We start from the raw sequence: 15,363 nt of genomic DNA, 5'->3' as shown, positions 1-15,363 counted from the left end.
CCGCCACCCTCCGGTCCCAGCTGGTGGCCATCATGATGGCCCTCCTGCTAATGGCCCTGGCCGTGACCGGCGTGGTTGCCCTGACGCTGCTGCGCGGCTACCTCGAGGGCCAGGTGGACGACAAGCTCCGGGCCGCCGTCGCCGCCGCCCAGTCGCAGCGTTCCATCTCCCCCATCGCCAACCCGGCGGTGCCCACGGACTACGCGGTGACGCTCTACTATCCGGGAACGCAGCGGGACCCCATCGACGACAAGCTCGCCCGGCCCGACATTTCGTCGATCTCCGTCGACGAGGCCCGGGAACGTGATTTCGTTCCCTACCAGGTGCGTGGCACCGACGGTAAGAACTGGCGCGTGGTGGCGGTTCCCGTCGTCGTGGGCAGCGAGCAGCAGCGCGCGGTGGTGGTCATCGGACTGCCGCTGTCCCCGGTGGAGGAGGTGCTGCGCCACATCAGCCTGGTTGGGGTAGGAGTTGGAACGCTGGCGATCATCCTCGCCTTCTTCATCGCCAACTGGACCGTAACCAGATCCTTCCGGCCACTGGCCAGGGTGGAGAAAACCGCCGCCGCCATCGCCGCCGGCGACCTCTCCCGCCGCGTCGATGTGGAGAACCCCTCCACGGAAGTAGGCCGCCTCGGCCGGTCCCTGAACGCCATGCTCGCCCACATCGAGGCGGCATTCGCTGCCCGGATGGCGTCCGAGGACCGGATGCGCCGGTTTGCCGCGGACGCGTCGCACGAGCTGCGCACCCCCTTGGTCACCATCCGGGGCTACTCGGAGCTGTACCGGCACGGCGCGCTGCAGTCCTCCGAGGACGTGGCCAGCGCCATGGGCCGGATCGAGAGCGAGGCCAAGCGGATGGGCTCCATGGTGGAGGACCTGCTGCTGCTGGCGCGGCTCGACGAGCAGCGGCCGCTGCAGCGCAAGCCCATCGACCTGCAGCTGCTCGCCCACGACGCGGTGGTGGACACCCAGGCCAGCGAACGGAACCGCAGCATCACCCTGACCGGCCTGCACAACGGCAGCGCCGAACCGGCGCCCGTGCTCGGCGACGAGGCGAAGCTGCGCCAGGTCATCGGCAACCTGGTGGGCAACGCGCTGCGCTACACGCCTGCGGGAACACCTATCGAGCTGGCCGTGGGCGTCCGGCGGGCCGACGACGGTTCCGCCGTGTCCGTCCTCGAAGTCCGGGACCACGGCCCCGGGATCTCGGACACGGAGGCGCCCAAGGTCTTTGAGCGCTTCTACCGGGCCGATACCTCACGCACCCGGGAGACGGGCGGCAGCGGGCTGGGCCTGGCGATTGTGGCCGCCATTGTCGGCTCGCACGGCGGCTCCGTCCGGGTGGACGGTACCGACGGCGGCGGCGCAACACTCGTGGTCAGCCTCCCCCTCCGCGAGGACTCCCCGGAGGCGGACACCCCGGAGGCGGACACCCCGGCAGCGGATGGCATCGGAACGTTCTCGGACAGTGTTACCGGGGACCGTGCTGCGGGCGGGAATCACTTATCCACATAGGGAATCCTGCCGTGGCGGCGGGACCCGGCCGGTTCATAGGCTCGACGTAGCGGGCCGGAACGGCCGGTCCGCCAGCCACAGCGACTGTCCTGCCGGGCAGTCCCTCAAGTCGTCGAGAGGCCCCGCCATGAGCATCATTTCCGTCGATACCGACGTATTGCAGGTGAAATCAGCCAACGTCAAGGCGACCGTTGACCGGATCAGCGCCGACGTCCAGGCGATGAAGCACGGCCTGGACGAACTGCAGGCCACGTGGCGCGGTTCGGCTGCCACCAACTTCCAGGCGCTCGTGGCCGAGTGGACCCTGACGCAGGGCAAGGTCGAGGCATCGCTCGCCTCCATCAATCTTGCCCTGTCGTCGGCCGCCGACACCTATGCCCAGGCGGAGCAAGGCAACGCCCAGCGTTTCAGCTGACGCAGGCGTTCCAACGCTTTGGCTGGCGCCGGCGGCTTGCTCAGGCTTCGGGCGTGCCCTGGTGGAACCGCAGGCGCCACTGGTCGCCGTCCAGGACCCACAGGGAGCTCCGCAGGGCTGAGCCGGCGCGGGAGTAGCTGCGGTAGGTCAGCAGGACCGTGTCCGTACCGATCCTGTCGGCACTGAGCACGTCCAGGTCGACGGGACCGCCCCGGCTTTCCTCAAGGGACATCATCATGGCGTCACGGGTCCAGAGCCGGCCTGCGGTGCCGATTTCCGTGAAGTCCGGGTGCAGCAGCTGTCCTGTGCGCCCGATGTCGCTGCGGACGTCCGGACGGAGGAGCTCACGTTCCAGGGCCTCAACAATCGCTTCGGGCGTGGCACCGGCCGGGAGTTCCGCAAACGACTCGTCACCAAGGTCGCCGGCGCCCAGTTCGCTGAAGAGGTCGGGTTCGTCTCCGAAGAGCGCCGGGCTTGCGGACTCGAAGCCGCGGGCCAGTGTTTTGGGTTCAGCCAGTGTTTTGGGTTCAACCAGAGTTTTGCGTTCAGCTAGTTTTTCCGGTTCAACCGGAGCCTCACGTTCAAACAGCGAAGGAATGCCGCCCTCGCCGCGGCCTTCCTTGACCGCCCGCCGGCCGGGCGCTGGTTCCGCGTTGGGGAATCCGGGTCCTGAGCGGGCGGCAACCCCCTGCTGGTAGGCCGTTGCCACGGCCCTGGCGCGCTCGTCGGCGGCCTCGTTCAACTCGTGCCCGGCGTGGCCCTTGACCCACTCAAACCGGTACTTCCGTCCGGCGAGCTCCCGGTCGATGTCCTTGAGGATATCGACGTTCAGCACGGGCTTGCCGTCCGCCTTGCGCCATCCTTTGCGCTTCCAGCCGGGCATCCATTTCGTCACCGAGTTGATCACGTACTGGCTGTCGCAGAGGATGTGCAGGTCCTCGTCCGGAAGGTGCGCGGTGGAGCGGAAGAGGTCCAGGACGGCCATCAGCTCACCCTGGTTGTTGGTGCCGTGCGGCCAGCCGCCGGCCCGCCAGCAGTCGTCGTTCACGTACCAGGCCCACCCTGCGGGACCCGGGTTTCCCAATGCCGAACCGTCGGCTGCTGCAGTAATCGTCACCGAACCATCCTGCCAGACTGCAAGGACAAAAATGCGCAGAACAAAAAGTGCGGCCCCCTCCGTGGAGGGGGCCGCACCTGTTAGCCAGCTGGGAACAGCGGGTGGCTAGAAGCCGCCCATGCCGCCCATGTCGTCGCCGCCGCCGACGGCCGGGGCGCTCTTTTCCGGCTTGTCGGCCACAACGGCCTCGGTGGTGAGGAACAGGCCGGCAATGGAAGCCGCGTTCTGCAGGGCAGAGCGGGTTACCTTGACGGGGTCATTCACGCCGGCAGCCAGCAGGTCGACGTATTCGCCGGTGGCTGCGTTCAGGCCGTGGCCTGCAGGCAGGCCGCGGACCTTGTCCACCACGACGCCGGGCTCGAGGCCGGCGTTGAAGGCGATCTGCTTCAGCGGGGCGTCGATGGCAACGCGGACGATGTTCGCACCGGTTGCTTCATCGCCCTGGAGCTGCAGGTTGGCGAATGCCTTGGCGCCGGCCTGGATCAGGGCCACGCCACCACCGGCAACGATGCCTTCTTCAACGGCAGCCTTAGCGTTGCGGACAGCGTCCTCAATGCGGTGCTTGCGCTCCTTGAGCTCAACCTCCGTGGCGGCACCGGCCTTGATGACTGCAACGCCGCCGGCCAGCTTGGCCAGGCGCTCCTGCAGCTTCTCGCGGTCGTAGTCGGAGTCGGAGTTCTCGATCTCGGCGCGGATCTGGGAAACGCGGCCGGCGATCTGGTCAGCGTCGCCTGCACCTTCGACGATGGTGGTCTCGTCCTTGGTCACGACAACCTTGCGTGCCTTGCCCAGGAGGTCGAGGCCGGCGGTCTCAAGCTTGAGGCCGACTTCCTCGGCGATGACCTGGCCGCCGGTGAGGATGGCGATGTCGGCCAGCTGCGCCTTGCGGCGGTCACCGAAGCCGGGAGCCTTGACGGCCACGGACTTGAAGGTGCCGCGGATCTTGTTGACGATCAGGGTGGCCAGAGCCTCGCCCTCGATGTCTTCGGCGATGATCAGCAGCGGCTTGTTGGACTGCATGACCTTCTCGAGGACAGCGACCAGTTCCTTGACGTTGGAGATCTTGGAGTTGACGATCAGGATGTACGGGTCCTCGAGGACCGTTTCCTGGCGCTCGGTGTCCGTGACGAAGTAGGCGGAGATGTAGCCCTTGTCGAAGCGCATGCCTTCGGTGAGCTCCAGCTCGAGGCCGAAGGTGTTGGACTCCTCGACCGTGATGACGCCTTCCTTGCCCACCTTGTCCAGGGCCTCGGCGATCAGGGCGCCGATCTCGTCGTCACCGGCGGAGATGGAAGCCGTGGCTGCGATCTCTTCCTTGGTTTCGATTTCCTTGGCGGAGTTCAGCAGTTCAGCGGTGACAGCTTCAACGGCCTTCTCGATGCCGCGCTTGAGGGACAGCGGGTCAGCGCCGGCCGCAACGTTGCGCAGGCCTTCCTTGACCAGTGCCTGGGCCAGGACGGTAGCGGTGGTGGTGCCGTCGCCAGCGACGTCATCCGTCTTCTTGGCAACTTCCTTGACCAGCTCGGCGCCGATCTTCTCGTAGGGATCGTCCAGCTCGATCTCCTTGGCGATGGAAACACCATCGTTGGTGATCGTGGGGGCGCCCCACTTCTTTTCGAGGACGACGTTGCGGCCACGCGGGCCGAGGGTGACCTTGACGGCGTCGGCGAGGATGTTCAGGCCCCGCTCAAGACCGCGGCGTGCCTCTTCATCAAATGCAATGATCTTGGCCATAACGGCAGTAGTCCTTTCGGGACAGTCGTTAAGAAGGAACCTCGCTGCGGTGCCCGCGACGGACGATCCTTTCCGCGGGCCTCTGTATGCCCAACAGTCCGGATCTCACCCCAACCAGGTGTTTCTTTCGCTCCTTGCGCCGCCGCCGGAGTAGTGCCGGCCGGAACCGGACGACTCTTTAGCAGTCGGCACGCTGGAGTGCTAATCAATAATTAGCACTCCCCCGGGGAGAGTGCAAGCAGATGAGCTTGTTTATCCCGTGAACGGGCGGACTTATTCGCTGCCAGCGATCAGCCGGCCGACCTGCCCGCCGCCTCGCTGCCCCTGAGCTTGGCCTTGTTGTCGGCGCCGTAGGTGAACACCATGTACTTCGCGGCGGTGACGTCGCCGTTCGCGTCGAAGCGGACGGGGCCGGACTCGCCGTCGTAGTCAATGGCCTTCCCGTCCCGGATGGCGGCAAGGCAGTCTTTGTAGGTCGAGCAGACTGTCGGCTTCGCCGACGGGGAGGCAGGCGCGCGGCTGCCGGCAGTTCCGCCGGAGACGGAGATGAGCGTCCCCGCGATGGAGGTACCGGCGTCGTCCTCTGCGGCCGCGGCGGCCAGGGCCGCGAGGTTCACGGCATCGTAGGTCTCGGCCGCGAACGTGGTGTCCTTGAGCTTCGCATCGATATCCACGAGTTCGGCCTGGAAATGCGCGGAAGGAAAGACGCCGGGCACCAGGGCGCGCGCTCCCTCAAGCGACTTCGATCCGAGGGCGGAGCCGTACTGCCCGAATGCACCATCGGCCAGGATGAGTTTGTTGCCCGGCACTCCGGCGTTGGTAAGCTCGGCGATGGCGCCCTGTGCTCCATCCCGGGCAATGACCACGACGGCGTCCGGAGCTGCGGCGCGGACGGCAGCCGCGGACTTCTGTGCCTCACCCGCCTTGAAGCCGGAAACGGTGACGGGGTCCAGCCCGCCGGCCTTGGCGGAAGCGGAAACAGCTGCGGACACATCCTGGCCGTAGCTGCCGTCCTCGTAGACCACGGCGAGGCTCTTGGCTCCGGCGTCCCTGGCGAGTTTCACCAGGACGGGAGCCTGCGCGATGTCCGCCGCCGCCGTCCGGAAGTAGTAGCCGCCGCTCTTGTAGCCGCTGAGTTCCGGGGCCGTGTTCGCCGGAGAAATGAGCGTGATCCTGGCCTTGGACAGCACGTCGATGGCGGCCGGCGCGCGGCTGGAATCGGTGGGGCCGATCACGGCGTCCGCCTTGGCATCTGCGAGTGCGCGGGCCTGGGCGGCGGCGTCTCCGCCGGCGGATGCCGGCAACAGCTCCACGGGCCTGCCCTTGTGCCCGCCCGCGGCGTTGATCTCCTGGACGGCGAGCTTGGCGGCAGCCAGCTCGGCGGCGTTCAGGAAGGCTTGGGGTCCGGTATTGTCCAGGATCAGCCCGATCCGCAGGGTCCCGTCGCCGCTGGCTTCAACCGGGGCCGTCCGGGCGTTGTCGCCGGATCCGGAACAGGCGCCCAGCGTCATCACGACGGCGGCGCCCCAGACGGCAGAACCCCTGAGACCTGCGCTGCGTGCCACTAGACGGGCCGGACCATTTCTGCCTGCGGCCCTTTTTCGCCTTCGCCCACTTCCAGCTCCACCCGCTGGCCTTCGTCCAGCGCCCGGAACCCGTCGGTCTGGATGGCCGACCAGTGCACAAAGACGTCGTCGCCCGAATCGTCAACAGTGATGAAGCCGTAGCCCTTTTCCGCGTTGAACCACTTCACGGTTCCCAATGCCATGATCCCCACACTTTCAGGTTGCTTCCGCAAGGCCCACGTCGGTGTGTGCCGTGAATTACGCCCCGCAGCCTGCCTTCACTCTATCCAGTCAGGACCCGGGAGGCGCAGGCCGGCGGCCCGGAGCGGAGGCAATAGTTATTCAGGCGTAACCGGTTTGGCTACTGGTAGCCGGGGCCCAGCACCACCGCTACGGGCGTTTGGAAGTCCGCGCTCTCCACCAGCGTGGGGATGTTCAGGAGTGCGCTGAGCGCCTCGGCGTTGGCCCGGTGGGCAGCGTCAGAGTAGAAGATCACGGACTGCTGCTGGGGAGCGCCCTGCCAGTTGGACACTTCACCGAGCACCCAGCCGTCGGACTGGACCGTGGCACCAACGCGGCCGGCCAGTCCGGAGGTCAGCGTGCCGTTGAAGATAGCTACCGGCTGCGACTTGTCCACCGCTGCGGGGGCAACGGTTTCCGAGGTGGCGGGTTCCAGGGCGGAAGGCGAAGCCGATTCGGAAGCGGACGCCGAGGCCGGGGCGCTGGGGCTGGGCTTCGCACTTGCCGGGGGCGTCGCCGTGGGGCTGGCCGACGCCGTGAAGGTTCCAGCCGCGGCGGCGGCCGGCGGCGCGATGGCAGGCTGGAATCCCAGCTGCGGCAACAGGAAGAAGGCAACCAGGCCGACGGCGAGCGCCCCGATCCCCACGGAAAGGATCGGCCACAACTTGGGACGTGACGGCGCGGAGACAGCGCGGTGAACGCCCTGCCGGGAGGAGACCTCAGGCACCCTGTCAAATTCGTCCCGAGCAAAATTAGTCATGGTAAACAGGAGTCCTTGTTGGTTTTCGCCGGCAGTCCGGCGCTAGCAGTTACGCGTCAGATCCAAGGCGGCGCGCAGTGCGGGCCCGCTGACGTGACGTACGTAGTCTACGCAATCTCTTCACCAGCATGGGGTCATGGGCGAGCGCGTGCTCTGTATCGATCAGGGCATTCAGGATCTGGTAGTAGTGCGTCGCGGACAGGTCAAAGAGCTCGCGGATGGCCTGTTCCTTGGCGCCGGCGTACTTCCACCACTGCCGTTCCAGGGCGAGAATCTGCTGCTCCCGCTCGGTCAGCGGCGAATCACGGAGCTTGAAGTCGTCCAGCAGCGAGCCGCTCCGCAGCACCTGCTCCAGCGGCGTATCTTCCGCTGAATACTGCCCTGGATCCCGCCCTGGATCCCGCTCCGCGAGGTGGTCCTGCAACGGCTCGGCCACTGCGCTCTCCTTAGCTGAATCCGGTTAAAGTACCTCCCCTATGCTACGGAGGAATAACAGCATTGTCATTTGCGGCACGGGGCTCCAACGGGCCGTCTTATCTTGACCTGCACCGGGCTCCGGGCAGCCTTGCGGAAGAATGGATGCTGTGACCGAACCTGAACCGCTCTTCGACCTCGAACCTGCGACGGCGTCCGGCCCGGACTTTGCGGAGCTGGCCAGGCTGCCCCTCCGCGAGCTGATGGCACCGGACTGGGCGGATGCCCTGGCCGGGGTGGAGGCGGAACTGCGGTCCGTGCTGTCTTTCGTCGCCGGCGAGGAGGCGGCCGGACGGCGGGTGCTGCCGTCGGCGTCGAACGTCCTCAGGGCTTTCCGGCAGCCGCTGAACGGGGTACGGGTCCTGATTGTGGGCCAGGATCCCTATCCCACCCCCGGACATGCCGTGGGCCTCGCGTTTTCCGTGGACGCCGGCACGCGCCCCATCCCCCGGAGCCTGGCCAACATCTACAGGGAGCTTGAGTCGGACCTGGGCCTGCCGCCCCGGATCCACGGCGACCTCGGCGCCTGGGCGGACCAGGGCGTCCTGCTCCTCAACAGGGTGCTGAGCGTGCGGGAAGGCGGTGCCGGGTCCCACCGCGGCAAGGGCTGGGAAGCGATCACGACGGCGGCAGTTGCCGCCGTCGCCGGCCGCCGGACAGCGGAGGGAATGGCAGCGCCGCTCGTCGCTGTGCTCTGGGGCAAGGATGCCGAGAGCGTCCGCCCGCTGCTGGGCAGCACCCCCGTGCTGGCCAGTGCCCATCCCAGCCCGTTGTCCGCCTCACGGGGGTTCTTCGGTTCCCGGCCGTTCAGCCGCGCCAACACCCTGCTGGAACAGCAGGGTGCAGGCCCCGTGGACTGGGAGCTTCCGGCGGTGCCGGCCCGTCAGCTCCCGCAAAGGAGCTTAGGCTAGGCTTACCCGCATGACTTCGCTTCCGGCAGACACCACCGCCACCAAGAAATCCCGCCCGCAGGTCACCCTGACTGTCCTCCGGCGGGAACAGCTTTCCGCGCACATGGTGCGCGTCGTCGCGGGCGGCCCGGGGTTCGCCGATTACGTCAACAACGACTTCGTGGACCGTTACGTCAAGATCGTCTTTCCGCAGCCCGGGGTGGACTACCCCCAGCCCCTGGACCTGTGGGCCGTCCGGGAATCGATGCCCCGGGAGCAGTGGCCGCACACCCGCACCTACACGGTCCGCTGGGTGGATACCGCTGCCGGCGAACTTGCCATTGACTTTGTGGTCCACGGAGACGAAGGCCTGGCCGGTCCCTGGGCTGCCGGGGCCGAACCGGGCGACAGCCTCATCTTCACCGGCCCCGGCGGCGGCTACAACCCCGATCCGGACGCGGACTGGTACCTGCTGGCCGCCGACGAGGCTGCGTTGCCGGCAGTGGCAGCCGTCATCGAGTCGCTCCCCGCGGACGCACGCGGCCTGGCGTTCCTCGAAGTGGGGTCCGAGGCGGACGTCCAGGAGATTGCTGCTCCCGCCGGGCTAGAGCTGGTCTGGCTGCAGCGCGGCGACGTTCCCGCCGGCGAAAGCAGCCGGCTGGTGGACGCGGTGCGCGGCGCCGCCTGGCCCGAGGGCCGCGTGAACGTTTTTGCGCACGGCGAGCGGGGCTACATGAAGGGTCTGCGGGATGTGCTGTACCGCGAGCGCGGCCTGGACCGCAACCAGGTTTCGCTGTCCGGCTACTGGGCCAAGGGCCGCGTCGAGGATGTGTTCCAGGCCGAGAAGAAGCTGCCGATAGGCAAGATCTAACCCGGAAAGATCCAGCCGGTCCTAGCGGCGGCGGGACCGCCGCCGCTCGTTGCTGGCCAGGCTGCGGGTGAGCGGCCGGGCCAGAGTGTCACCCAGCACAATGCCGCCGGCCACGCCGAACACGATCGCCCCGGCGCTGAGCATTCCGCCGGCCCCGAGCAGGATCTCCGATTCCTCGATGGTCAGGACGTACATCGACCGGAAGATGGTGAGGCCCGGCAGGAGAATCAGACCGGCCGGCACCGCGACCACCAGCTGCGGGGCGCCCATCTTCAGCGCCACCACACGGGCCAGCAGTCCGATCACCACGGCGGCGAGCGCCGGCGAGAACCGCGGGCCAATGCCTACCGCCTCGCCGCCGATAAGGGCCAAATGCCCCACCACACCTACAGCCGCCGTCGGAAGCAGCAGCTTCCAGTCCGTCTGTTCCGTGACACCGATCGCCACGACGGCGATGGCTACCAGAATCACCTGCACCCACAGCGGGTACGCGGACGGGAACGTCTCCGTGACGTCGATCGGCTCCATGCCGATCCTGTCCCCCACCACAAAGGCGACGGCGATCCCGGCGACGACGGCCCCGAACGTCAGCAGGGTGGACAGGAACCTGCCGGCCGCCGTGACGGGAAAGCCGTTAATGGCGTCCTGGACCGAGGACACGAGCCGCCCGGTGGGAAGCAGCAGCAGGATGCCGCCCACCACCACAATGGCGGGAGCCAGCCGGATCCCCACGGGGCTGCCGAACCGCCACAGCAGCAGCGCGATCACCGTCACCACAAACGAGCAGGCCGCCGTGATGAAGAAGTCAGGCGTCCGCCAGCGGCCCAGCTTCCGGGCCACCAGGCTGATGAGCAGGTTGGAGGCGAACGCGACAGCCGAGGCGCCGAGACCGCCACCGATGACTGCCACGAACACGGCCGAGAACACCGCGAACGCCGCCGTCACCATCCAGCGCGGGAACGGTTTGGGCCGGCGGACAATCTCGTCGAGCCGGCGGACGGCCTCGTCCCGGCCGACGCCGCCGGCAACGATGTCTGTGACCAGCTGGTGGACCTGGGCAAGCCCGGCGTAGTTGTTCGTCCAGGACCGGACCACCCGCAGGAGGGTGATGGGCGTCTGGTCCTTGGCTGCGTAATTGATGCCAACCGACTGGTTGGTGATGTCCACCTCAATGTTTTTAAGTCCCAGCGCCGCAGTCACGGCAATGATGCTGGTTTCCACTTCGAGGGCGCCGGCACCGTACCGGAACATCGACTCGGCCAGGTGCAGCGCAAAGTCCATCGTCTTGCGGGCAGATTCGTCGATACCGCCCACTTGGATCATGGGGTTGGCGTAGGGGCTCCCGGCGAGCCTGTCCACGATGCTCAGTGGCGCCGTCGGCGGATTTTCCCCCTGCACCAGGCGGCGCAGCATGCGCTTGGCTGCCGCGTTCTGGTGCAGCTGCGAGGCGGTCAGCGGCTCCGTCTTGGGCAGCCCGTCCGTGGGCGGCCGGTTGGAGCCACGGGGTTGTTTGGTCATCAGGGCTCCCCCTTCTGTCAGTGCCTTAGGAGTTCGGTGCCTTGCCAGTTTGTTGGCTCAGTAAAACTGCTGCCCGGTGCGGCGTGTGTACAGCTGCCGGGCAACCCGTTCGCCGGCGGCAATCCACATCTTGTACTTCAGCGGGCTGATGACCTGGTCATAGCAGCCAACAAAGTCCGTGACCGTTTTGCTGAAGCTGGTCTTGAAGAGCCCCAGTCCATGGAAGGGATTCGACGTGTCCTTGAGCTTGTCGCTGGGCGGCGTCCCGCAGAAGTCGTATTCGGTGCAGCCCAGCTCCTTGAGCTGGTTGATGGCGGTCCACTGCACCAGATGCGAATCGCCGTACTGGCTGCGCTGCTGCAGCGATCCGCCGTCCTTGTAGGTGCCCTTCCGGCCGTAGTTGATGACAAACGCGCCCACCGAGGGAACGCCGTTCTCGTACACAAACAGGAGCCGGCCCTGGCCGCGCTTGATGAAGTTCGTCCAGAACTGGCGGTAGTAGTCGTATTCGCGCACCCGGACCTGCGACTTCGCCTGGACGGTGTCGGTCATCAGGGCGTACATGGCCTTGAAGTTTTCCTCGCTGGGGTCCACGTTGTGCACCTCGACGCCCTCGCGGATGGCACGGCGGACGGCGTTCCGTCCCCGTGAGTGGAGGTTGCGCAGGAGCTGGTTCTCCTCGGGGGAAATATCCAGCAGTGCTGTGGAGTCGTTGGGCTGCAGGTTGTGCGTCTTGACCAGCCCCGCCCCCTCGATGACTTCGCGCGCGGCCTCACTGAGGATGATGTCCGGCTCGATCTTGATGGCGAAGACGCCCAGCCGTGCACGCTTGACGAACTCGGTGTTCGCCGCGGCAATGCCCGGGATGTCCTCGACGCCGGCCACATCGGGACCCTTGATGAGGTACCAGAGCTTGCCCAGCAGCGGGAAGCTCTTTTCCAGCACCAGGTTGTAGCTCGTGTAGTCGGCTGTTTCGTACACGAGGTGCAGGGTCTTCCAGCCGAAGTGCTGCTTGACCTCGGCAAAGGCCTCCGACTGCAGCAGGTTTCCGCCGTTCGGATTCGCGGTGACGTGGGAGTCCCAGTTGGCAACCTCTTCGGAGGTGGCAAAGCGGGCAGTGAATTCTCGCAAGTGTGCCGTATCCAATCTTCGCTTACGTTTCGTGCAGGTGCCGGAGAAGCAGCCTCAAGTCTATCCGTCCGGCCTCCCGCGCCGCTTGCCGCGGGGACGTGATCCTGGTCAGAGCCGCACCTGCCGAAGGTCGGTGAGCGGAAGGACGGCGCCTCGCGGCGTACCCTCAGGAACGCCGGCGGTGAACCGGTCGGCGTCGGCCAGGCGCGTCAGTGCGATCCGGGTCAGCTCAGCAATGTGCGGGATGGGGACCTGGAAGGTCCGGTAAGGCCCCAGCGGCGGTGGCTCGTCTGCCAGCAGGCGTTCCCTCATGATCCTCACCAGTTCCTCCGGGCCCAGGAGCGGGGACTGGTCCAGCAGGAAACCCGCCGCGGCCAGCCGGCCATCCATGGTCCAGGCTGCGATCTTCCAGAATTTCCGCGGTATTTGGATGCCCCGGTAGGGCAGGTCGCCGGCGTCGAGGACGGGTCCGGTAAAGACGCTGATCCTGGCGTCGTATTGGCTGGCGTGGTGGAGAACGTGGTCTTCCAGGCCGGCCCAGAGTTCCTTGCCCTGGTTGAAGGCAGCTGCCTGCGGCGCCGCATTCGGGTATGAGAAGGTGTCCTGGTTTGCGGCCAGCGCGGTGCTCTCATCGCCCCAGACCGGATCCAGGCGGCGGACCAGATGGCCCCGGTCCAGGTCGTTGTGCTGGTACACGTCCGGGCCGGTCTGGAGCCCCTGCGGCAGCCGGGGGTCGAAGTGCCAGGTTCCTTCGCGCCCCAGCGGCACCAGTGCTTGTCCATTGATGTTGACACCGGTCACGGCCGCCAGCCTGCGCGCCGGCAACAGCCGCACCGAGAAGTGCGTGTAATCGAGGAGGACCGTGGACGCGTCCGTGCCCGGCAGGTCAACGGCCTCGCGCAGGAAGCCGGAATCGTACCCTTCGCCCATGGTTCCCATGGTGGCACGCCGGCCTGACAATCGGCTGGGGCGCTGCGGTTGCTTGGCCGCCTTGACTCCGGACGGGCCCTCGGCAACTGTAGGGCAATGGAAAGCAGGGACCGCGTGCCAGCCGAAGGAGCCGAAGGAGACGCCGGCGGTGACAGTGGCGGAACCAGTGGTGACGGCGTGCGGCCCAGGCCGCGGCGCACCGCCGTCGAACTGGCCGCCCTCCTCGCTTTCCTGGCCACCAGCGCGCTGGTGGCGTGGCTAGGATCGCAGGCAACCATCCGCAATGTCACGGGCTGGTACGCGGCAGCCGATAGGGCGCCGTGGTCCCCGCCCAGCTGGGTGTTCGGTCCGGTCTGGACTGTGCTGTACACGGCCATGGCGGTGGCGGCCTGGCTCGTTTGGCGAAGCCGCAGCCCGGACCGCAGGGCTGCTCTCACCCTCTATGGCGTACAGCTTGCCTTGAACCTCGCGTGGACGCCGGTCTTTTTCGGTCTGTATCCGGCGTGGGGTCCGGCCGCACTCTGGCTGGCGCTGGGCATCATTGTTGCGCTGGCTTTGGCGGTGGCCGGCACCGTCCTGCTGTTCGGTCCAATCCGCCGCACGGCCGGGCTGCTGATGCTGCCGTACCTGTCGTGGGTCATCTTCGCGTCGAGCCTGAACCTGTGGGCGGCCGCCAACAACTAGGTCAGCACTCGACGACGTTGACCGCCAGCCCGCCCATCGCGGTTTCCTTGTATTTGGAGCTCATGTCCTTGCCCGTCTCGCGCATGGTGACGATGACCTCGTCCAGCGAGACCCGGTGCGAACCGTCGCCCCACAACGCCATCTTGGCCGCGTTGATCGCCTTGGCCGCCGCGATCGCGTTCCGCTCGATGCACGGCACCTGCACCAGGCCTCCGATCGGATCGCACGTCAGGCCAAGGTTGTGCTCCATGGCAATCTCCGCGGCGTTCTCCACCTGCGCAGGCGTGCCACCCATGACCTCGGCAAGCCCGGCAGCAGCCATCGACGACGCCGACCCCACCTCCCCCTGGCAACCCACCTCCGCGCCGGAAATGGACGCCTGTTCCTTGTACAGCACCCCGACGGCACCCGCGGTCAGCAGGAACTTGACCACGACGTCGTCGCGGTCTTCCTGCGTGGCCTGATCCATACCCGGCGCGAAATGCAGCGCGTAGTACAGGACGGCGGGAATGATCCCTGCCGCGCCGTTCGTCGGAGCGGTAACCACCCGCCCGCCCGAGGCGTTCTCCTCGTTCACGGCCAGGGCCACCAGATTGACCCATTCCTGCCAGTACTTCGGGTCCCGGTGGTCCGGACCGTGGCCACGGCCCTCCTTCAGGAGGCGTTCGTGCCAGTCGGGAGCACGACGGCGGACCTTCAGCCCGCCGGGCAGCAGCCCCTCACGCTTCAGGCTGACCTCGACACAGCCTTCCATGACGGAGTAAATGTGCAGCAGGCCCTCCCGGATCTCTTCCTCGGAGCGGGACGCGCGCTCGTTGACCAGCATGATGTCGGCAATGGAGAGGCCCTTGGACTGGCAGCGGCCCAGCAGCTCGGCGGCGGTGCGGAACGGCAGCGGAAGTTCCTTCTTGGACTCGTCCAGTTTCTGCTGCGCCGCGTCCTCCTCGCCCTCCCGGACAATGAACCCGCCGCCCACCGAGAAGAAAGTGGCGCTGTGGAGGATTTCACCGTTGGCGTCCGAGACCGTGAAGGTCATGCCGTTGGTGTGCCGGGGCAGCACGGTCAGCGGGCGCAGGATCATGTCCTTCACGCCGTACGGCAGGGGAACCGAACCTGCCAGCTGCAGGGTCCCGGTTTCCGCGATCGACGCCAGCCGCTCCTCGACCTCGTCGGGCAGGATCAGCTCCGGGTGGAAACCCTCCAGGCCCAGCAGGATCGCCGTCATGGTGCCGTGCCCGTGCCCGGTGGCAGCGAGAGAGCCGTACAGGTCCACCCGCAGCGACGCCACGCCCTCCAGCACCCCGGCGGACTTCAATTCCTCCGCAAACACCGCGGCAGCCCGCATGGGTCCAACGGTGTGCGAGGACGACGGGCCAATCCCAATGGAAAAGAGATCAAAGACTCCAACGGCCATAATCAATCCTAACTAGTCATGTGGTCAGGTGCGGATGGAGTTTTTGTCCAGATAATGGCTCCAAAAGGGCTTCGAAGTCACGATATCTGGACAAAAACTCCAT

The 15,363-nt window shown here is 66.9% G+C and carries 15 protein-coding genes; 5 read left to right on the top strand and 10 right to left on the bottom strand.

Annotated elements, in window-relative coordinates; translation table 11 throughout:
* The first annotated feature begins 32 nt into the window (after positions 1 to 32).
* Together ACFTSA_RS05725 and ACFTSA_RS05720 are read left to right on the top strand one after the other, a co-directional pair.
* Positions 33 to 1,517, top strand: coding sequence for a sensor histidine kinase (locus ACFTSA_RS05725; protein ID WP_377950604.1), 1,485 nt, complete (start codon positions 33 to 35; stop codon positions 1,515 to 1,517).
* Between the two features lie 127 nt (positions 1,518 to 1,644).
* Positions 1,645 to 1,932, top strand: coding sequence for a WXG100 family type VII secretion target (locus ACFTSA_RS05720; RefSeq protein ID WP_377950275.1), 288 nt, complete (start codon positions 1,645 to 1,647; stop codon positions 1,930 to 1,932).
* A 40-nt stretch (positions 1,933 to 1,972) separates the two neighbouring features.
* Here the strand turns inward: ACFTSA_RS05720 and ACFTSA_RS05715 are convergent, their stop codons facing one another.
* The 6 genes from ACFTSA_RS05715 to ACFTSA_RS05690 form a co-directional block, all read right to left on the bottom strand.
* Positions 1,973 to 3,049 (bottom strand): RNase H family protein, encoded by a 1,077-nt coding sequence (locus ACFTSA_RS05715; protein ID WP_377950274.1) that lies wholly within the window; start codon positions 3,047 to 3,049, stop codon positions 1,973 to 1,975.
* A 105-nt stretch (positions 3,050 to 3,154) separates the two neighbouring features.
* The gene (gene groL, locus ACFTSA_RS05710; protein ID WP_331568568.1) at positions 3,155 to 4,783 is read right to left on the bottom strand and encodes a chaperonin GroEL; all 1,629 of its coding nucleotides are present in this window, start codon (positions 4,781 to 4,783) and stop codon (positions 3,155 to 3,157) included.
* Between the two features lie 290 nt (positions 4,784 to 5,073).
* Positions 5,074 to 6,348 (bottom strand): ABC transporter substrate-binding protein, encoded by a 1,275-nt coding sequence (locus ACFTSA_RS05705; protein ID WP_377950273.1) that lies wholly within the window; start codon positions 6,346 to 6,348, stop codon positions 5,074 to 5,076.
* Positions 6,348 to 6,551 (bottom strand): cold-shock protein, encoded by a 204-nt coding sequence (locus tag ACFTSA_RS05700; RefSeq protein ID WP_331568564.1) that lies wholly within the window; start codon positions 6,549 to 6,551, stop codon positions 6,348 to 6,350. The genes ACFTSA_RS05705 and ACFTSA_RS05700 overlap by 1 nt, the downstream gene beginning before the upstream one ends.
* A gap of 158 nt (positions 6,552 to 6,709) precedes the next feature.
* The gene (locus ACFTSA_RS05695) at positions 6,710 to 7,348 is read right to left on the bottom strand and encodes a LytR C-terminal domain-containing protein (RefSeq protein WP_377950272.1); all 639 of its coding nucleotides are present in this window, start codon (positions 7,346 to 7,348) and stop codon (positions 6,710 to 6,712) included.
* A gap of 49 nt (positions 7,349 to 7,397) precedes the next feature.
* Positions 7,398 to 7,703, bottom strand: coding sequence for a DUF3263 domain-containing protein (locus tag ACFTSA_RS05690; RefSeq protein WP_331568615.1), 306 nt, complete (start codon positions 7,701 to 7,703; stop codon positions 7,398 to 7,400).
* A gap of 220 nt (positions 7,704 to 7,923) precedes the next feature.
* Between ACFTSA_RS05690 and ACFTSA_RS05685 the strand changes: the two genes are divergently transcribed.
* Positions 7,924 to 8,733: a uracil-DNA glycosylase gene (locus ACFTSA_RS05685; RefSeq protein ID WP_377950270.1), complete on the top strand. Its 810-nt coding sequence runs from the start codon at positions 7,924 to 7,926 to the stop codon at positions 8,731 to 8,733.
* Between the two features lie 10 nt (positions 8,734 to 8,743).
* A complete protein-coding gene (locus ACFTSA_RS05680; RefSeq protein WP_377950269.1) occupies positions 8,744 to 9,583 on the top strand; it encodes a siderophore-interacting protein in 840 nt (279 codons plus the stop codon).
* Positions 9,584 to 9,604: 21 nt separating this feature from the next.
* Here the strand turns inward: ACFTSA_RS05680 and ACFTSA_RS05675 are convergent, their stop codons facing one another.
* The 3 genes from ACFTSA_RS05675 to ACFTSA_RS05665 form a co-directional block, all read right to left on the bottom strand.
* On the bottom strand, positions 9,605 to 11,101 hold the full coding sequence (locus tag ACFTSA_RS05675) for a threonine/serine exporter ThrE family protein (RefSeq protein ID WP_377950267.1): 1,497 nt from the start codon (positions 11,099 to 11,101) through the stop codon (positions 9,605 to 9,607).
* A gap of 57 nt (positions 11,102 to 11,158) precedes the next feature.
* On the bottom strand, positions 11,159 to 12,232 hold the full coding sequence (locus ACFTSA_RS05670; RefSeq protein WP_377950266.1) for a lipid II:glycine glycyltransferase FemX: 1,074 nt from the start codon (positions 12,230 to 12,232) through the stop codon (positions 11,159 to 11,161).
* Between the two features lie 108 nt (positions 12,233 to 12,340).
* Positions 12,341 to 13,162: a DNA/RNA non-specific endonuclease gene (locus tag ACFTSA_RS05665; protein ID WP_377950264.1), complete on the bottom strand. Its 822-nt coding sequence runs from the start codon at positions 13,160 to 13,162 to the stop codon at positions 12,341 to 12,343.
* A 96-nt stretch (positions 13,163 to 13,258) separates the two neighbouring features.
* Here ACFTSA_RS05665 and ACFTSA_RS05660 point away from each other — a divergent pair, with 96 nt between their 5' ends.
* Positions 13,259 to 13,846, top strand: a complete 588-nt coding sequence (locus tag ACFTSA_RS05660; RefSeq protein WP_377950263.1) for a TspO/MBR family protein — start codon at positions 13,259 to 13,261, stop codon at positions 13,844 to 13,846.
* Between the two features lies 1 nt (position 13,847).
* On the opposite strand, the gene ACFTSA_RS05655 is transcribed toward ACFTSA_RS05660, so the two are convergent.
* A complete protein-coding gene (locus ACFTSA_RS05655; RefSeq protein WP_377950261.1) occupies positions 13,848 to 15,260 on the bottom strand; it encodes an L-serine ammonia-lyase in 1,413 nt (470 codons plus the stop codon).
* Positions 15,261 to 15,363: the final 103 nt, after the last annotated feature.

This window comes from Arthrobacter sp. NPDC057013 (genome assembly GCF_042674585.1).
GTDB lineage: Bacteria > Actinomycetota > Actinomycetes > Actinomycetales > Micrococcaceae > Arthrobacter.
This window is presented reverse-complemented; position numbering and strand designations above follow the sequence as displayed.

What these genes read in the sequence shown, in the direction of transcription:
- ACFTSA_RS05685 (WP_377950270.1), top strand. Translation starts at nt 7,924, where the DNA reads ATGGATGCTGTGACCGAACCTGAACCGCTCTTCGACCTCGAACCTGCG.
- ACFTSA_RS05660 (WP_377950263.1), top strand. Translation starts at nt 13,259, where the DNA reads ATGGAAAGCAGGGACCGCGTGCCAGCCGAAGGAGCCGAAGGAGACGCC.
- ACFTSA_RS05665 (WP_377950264.1), bottom strand. Translation starts at nt 13,162, where the DNA reads ATGGGCGAAGGGTACGATTCCGGCTTCCTGCGCGAGGCCGTTGACCTG.
- ACFTSA_RS05720 (WP_377950275.1), top strand. Translation starts at nt 1,645, where the DNA reads ATGAGCATCATTTCCGTCGATACCGACGTATTGCAGGTGAAATCAGCC.
- ACFTSA_RS05655 (WP_377950261.1), bottom strand. Translation starts at nt 15,260, where the DNA reads ATGGCCGTTGGAGTCTTTGATCTCTTTTCCATTGGGATTGGCCCGTCG.
- ACFTSA_RS05695 (WP_377950272.1), bottom strand. Translation starts at nt 7,348, where the DNA reads ATGACTAATTTTGCTCGGGACGAATTTGACAGGGTGCCTGAGGTCTCC.
- ACFTSA_RS05680 (WP_377950269.1), top strand. Translation starts at nt 8,744, where the DNA reads ATGACTTCGCTTCCGGCAGACACCACCGCCACCAAGAAATCCCGCCCG.
- ACFTSA_RS05725 (WP_377950604.1), top strand. Translation starts at nt 33, where the DNA reads ATGATGGCCCTCCTGCTAATGGCCCTGGCCGTGACCGGCGTGGTTGCC.
- ACFTSA_RS05700 (WP_331568564.1), bottom strand. Translation starts at nt 6,551, where the DNA reads ATGGCATTGGGAACCGTGAAGTGGTTCAACGCGGAAAAGGGCTACGGC.
- groL (WP_331568568.1), bottom strand. Translation starts at nt 4,783, where the DNA reads ATGGCCAAGATCATTGCATTTGATGAAGAGGCACGCCGCGGTCTTGAG.
- ACFTSA_RS05675 (WP_377950267.1), bottom strand. Translation starts at nt 11,101, where the DNA reads ATGACCAAACAACCCCGTGGCTCCAACCGGCCGCCCACGGACGGGCTG.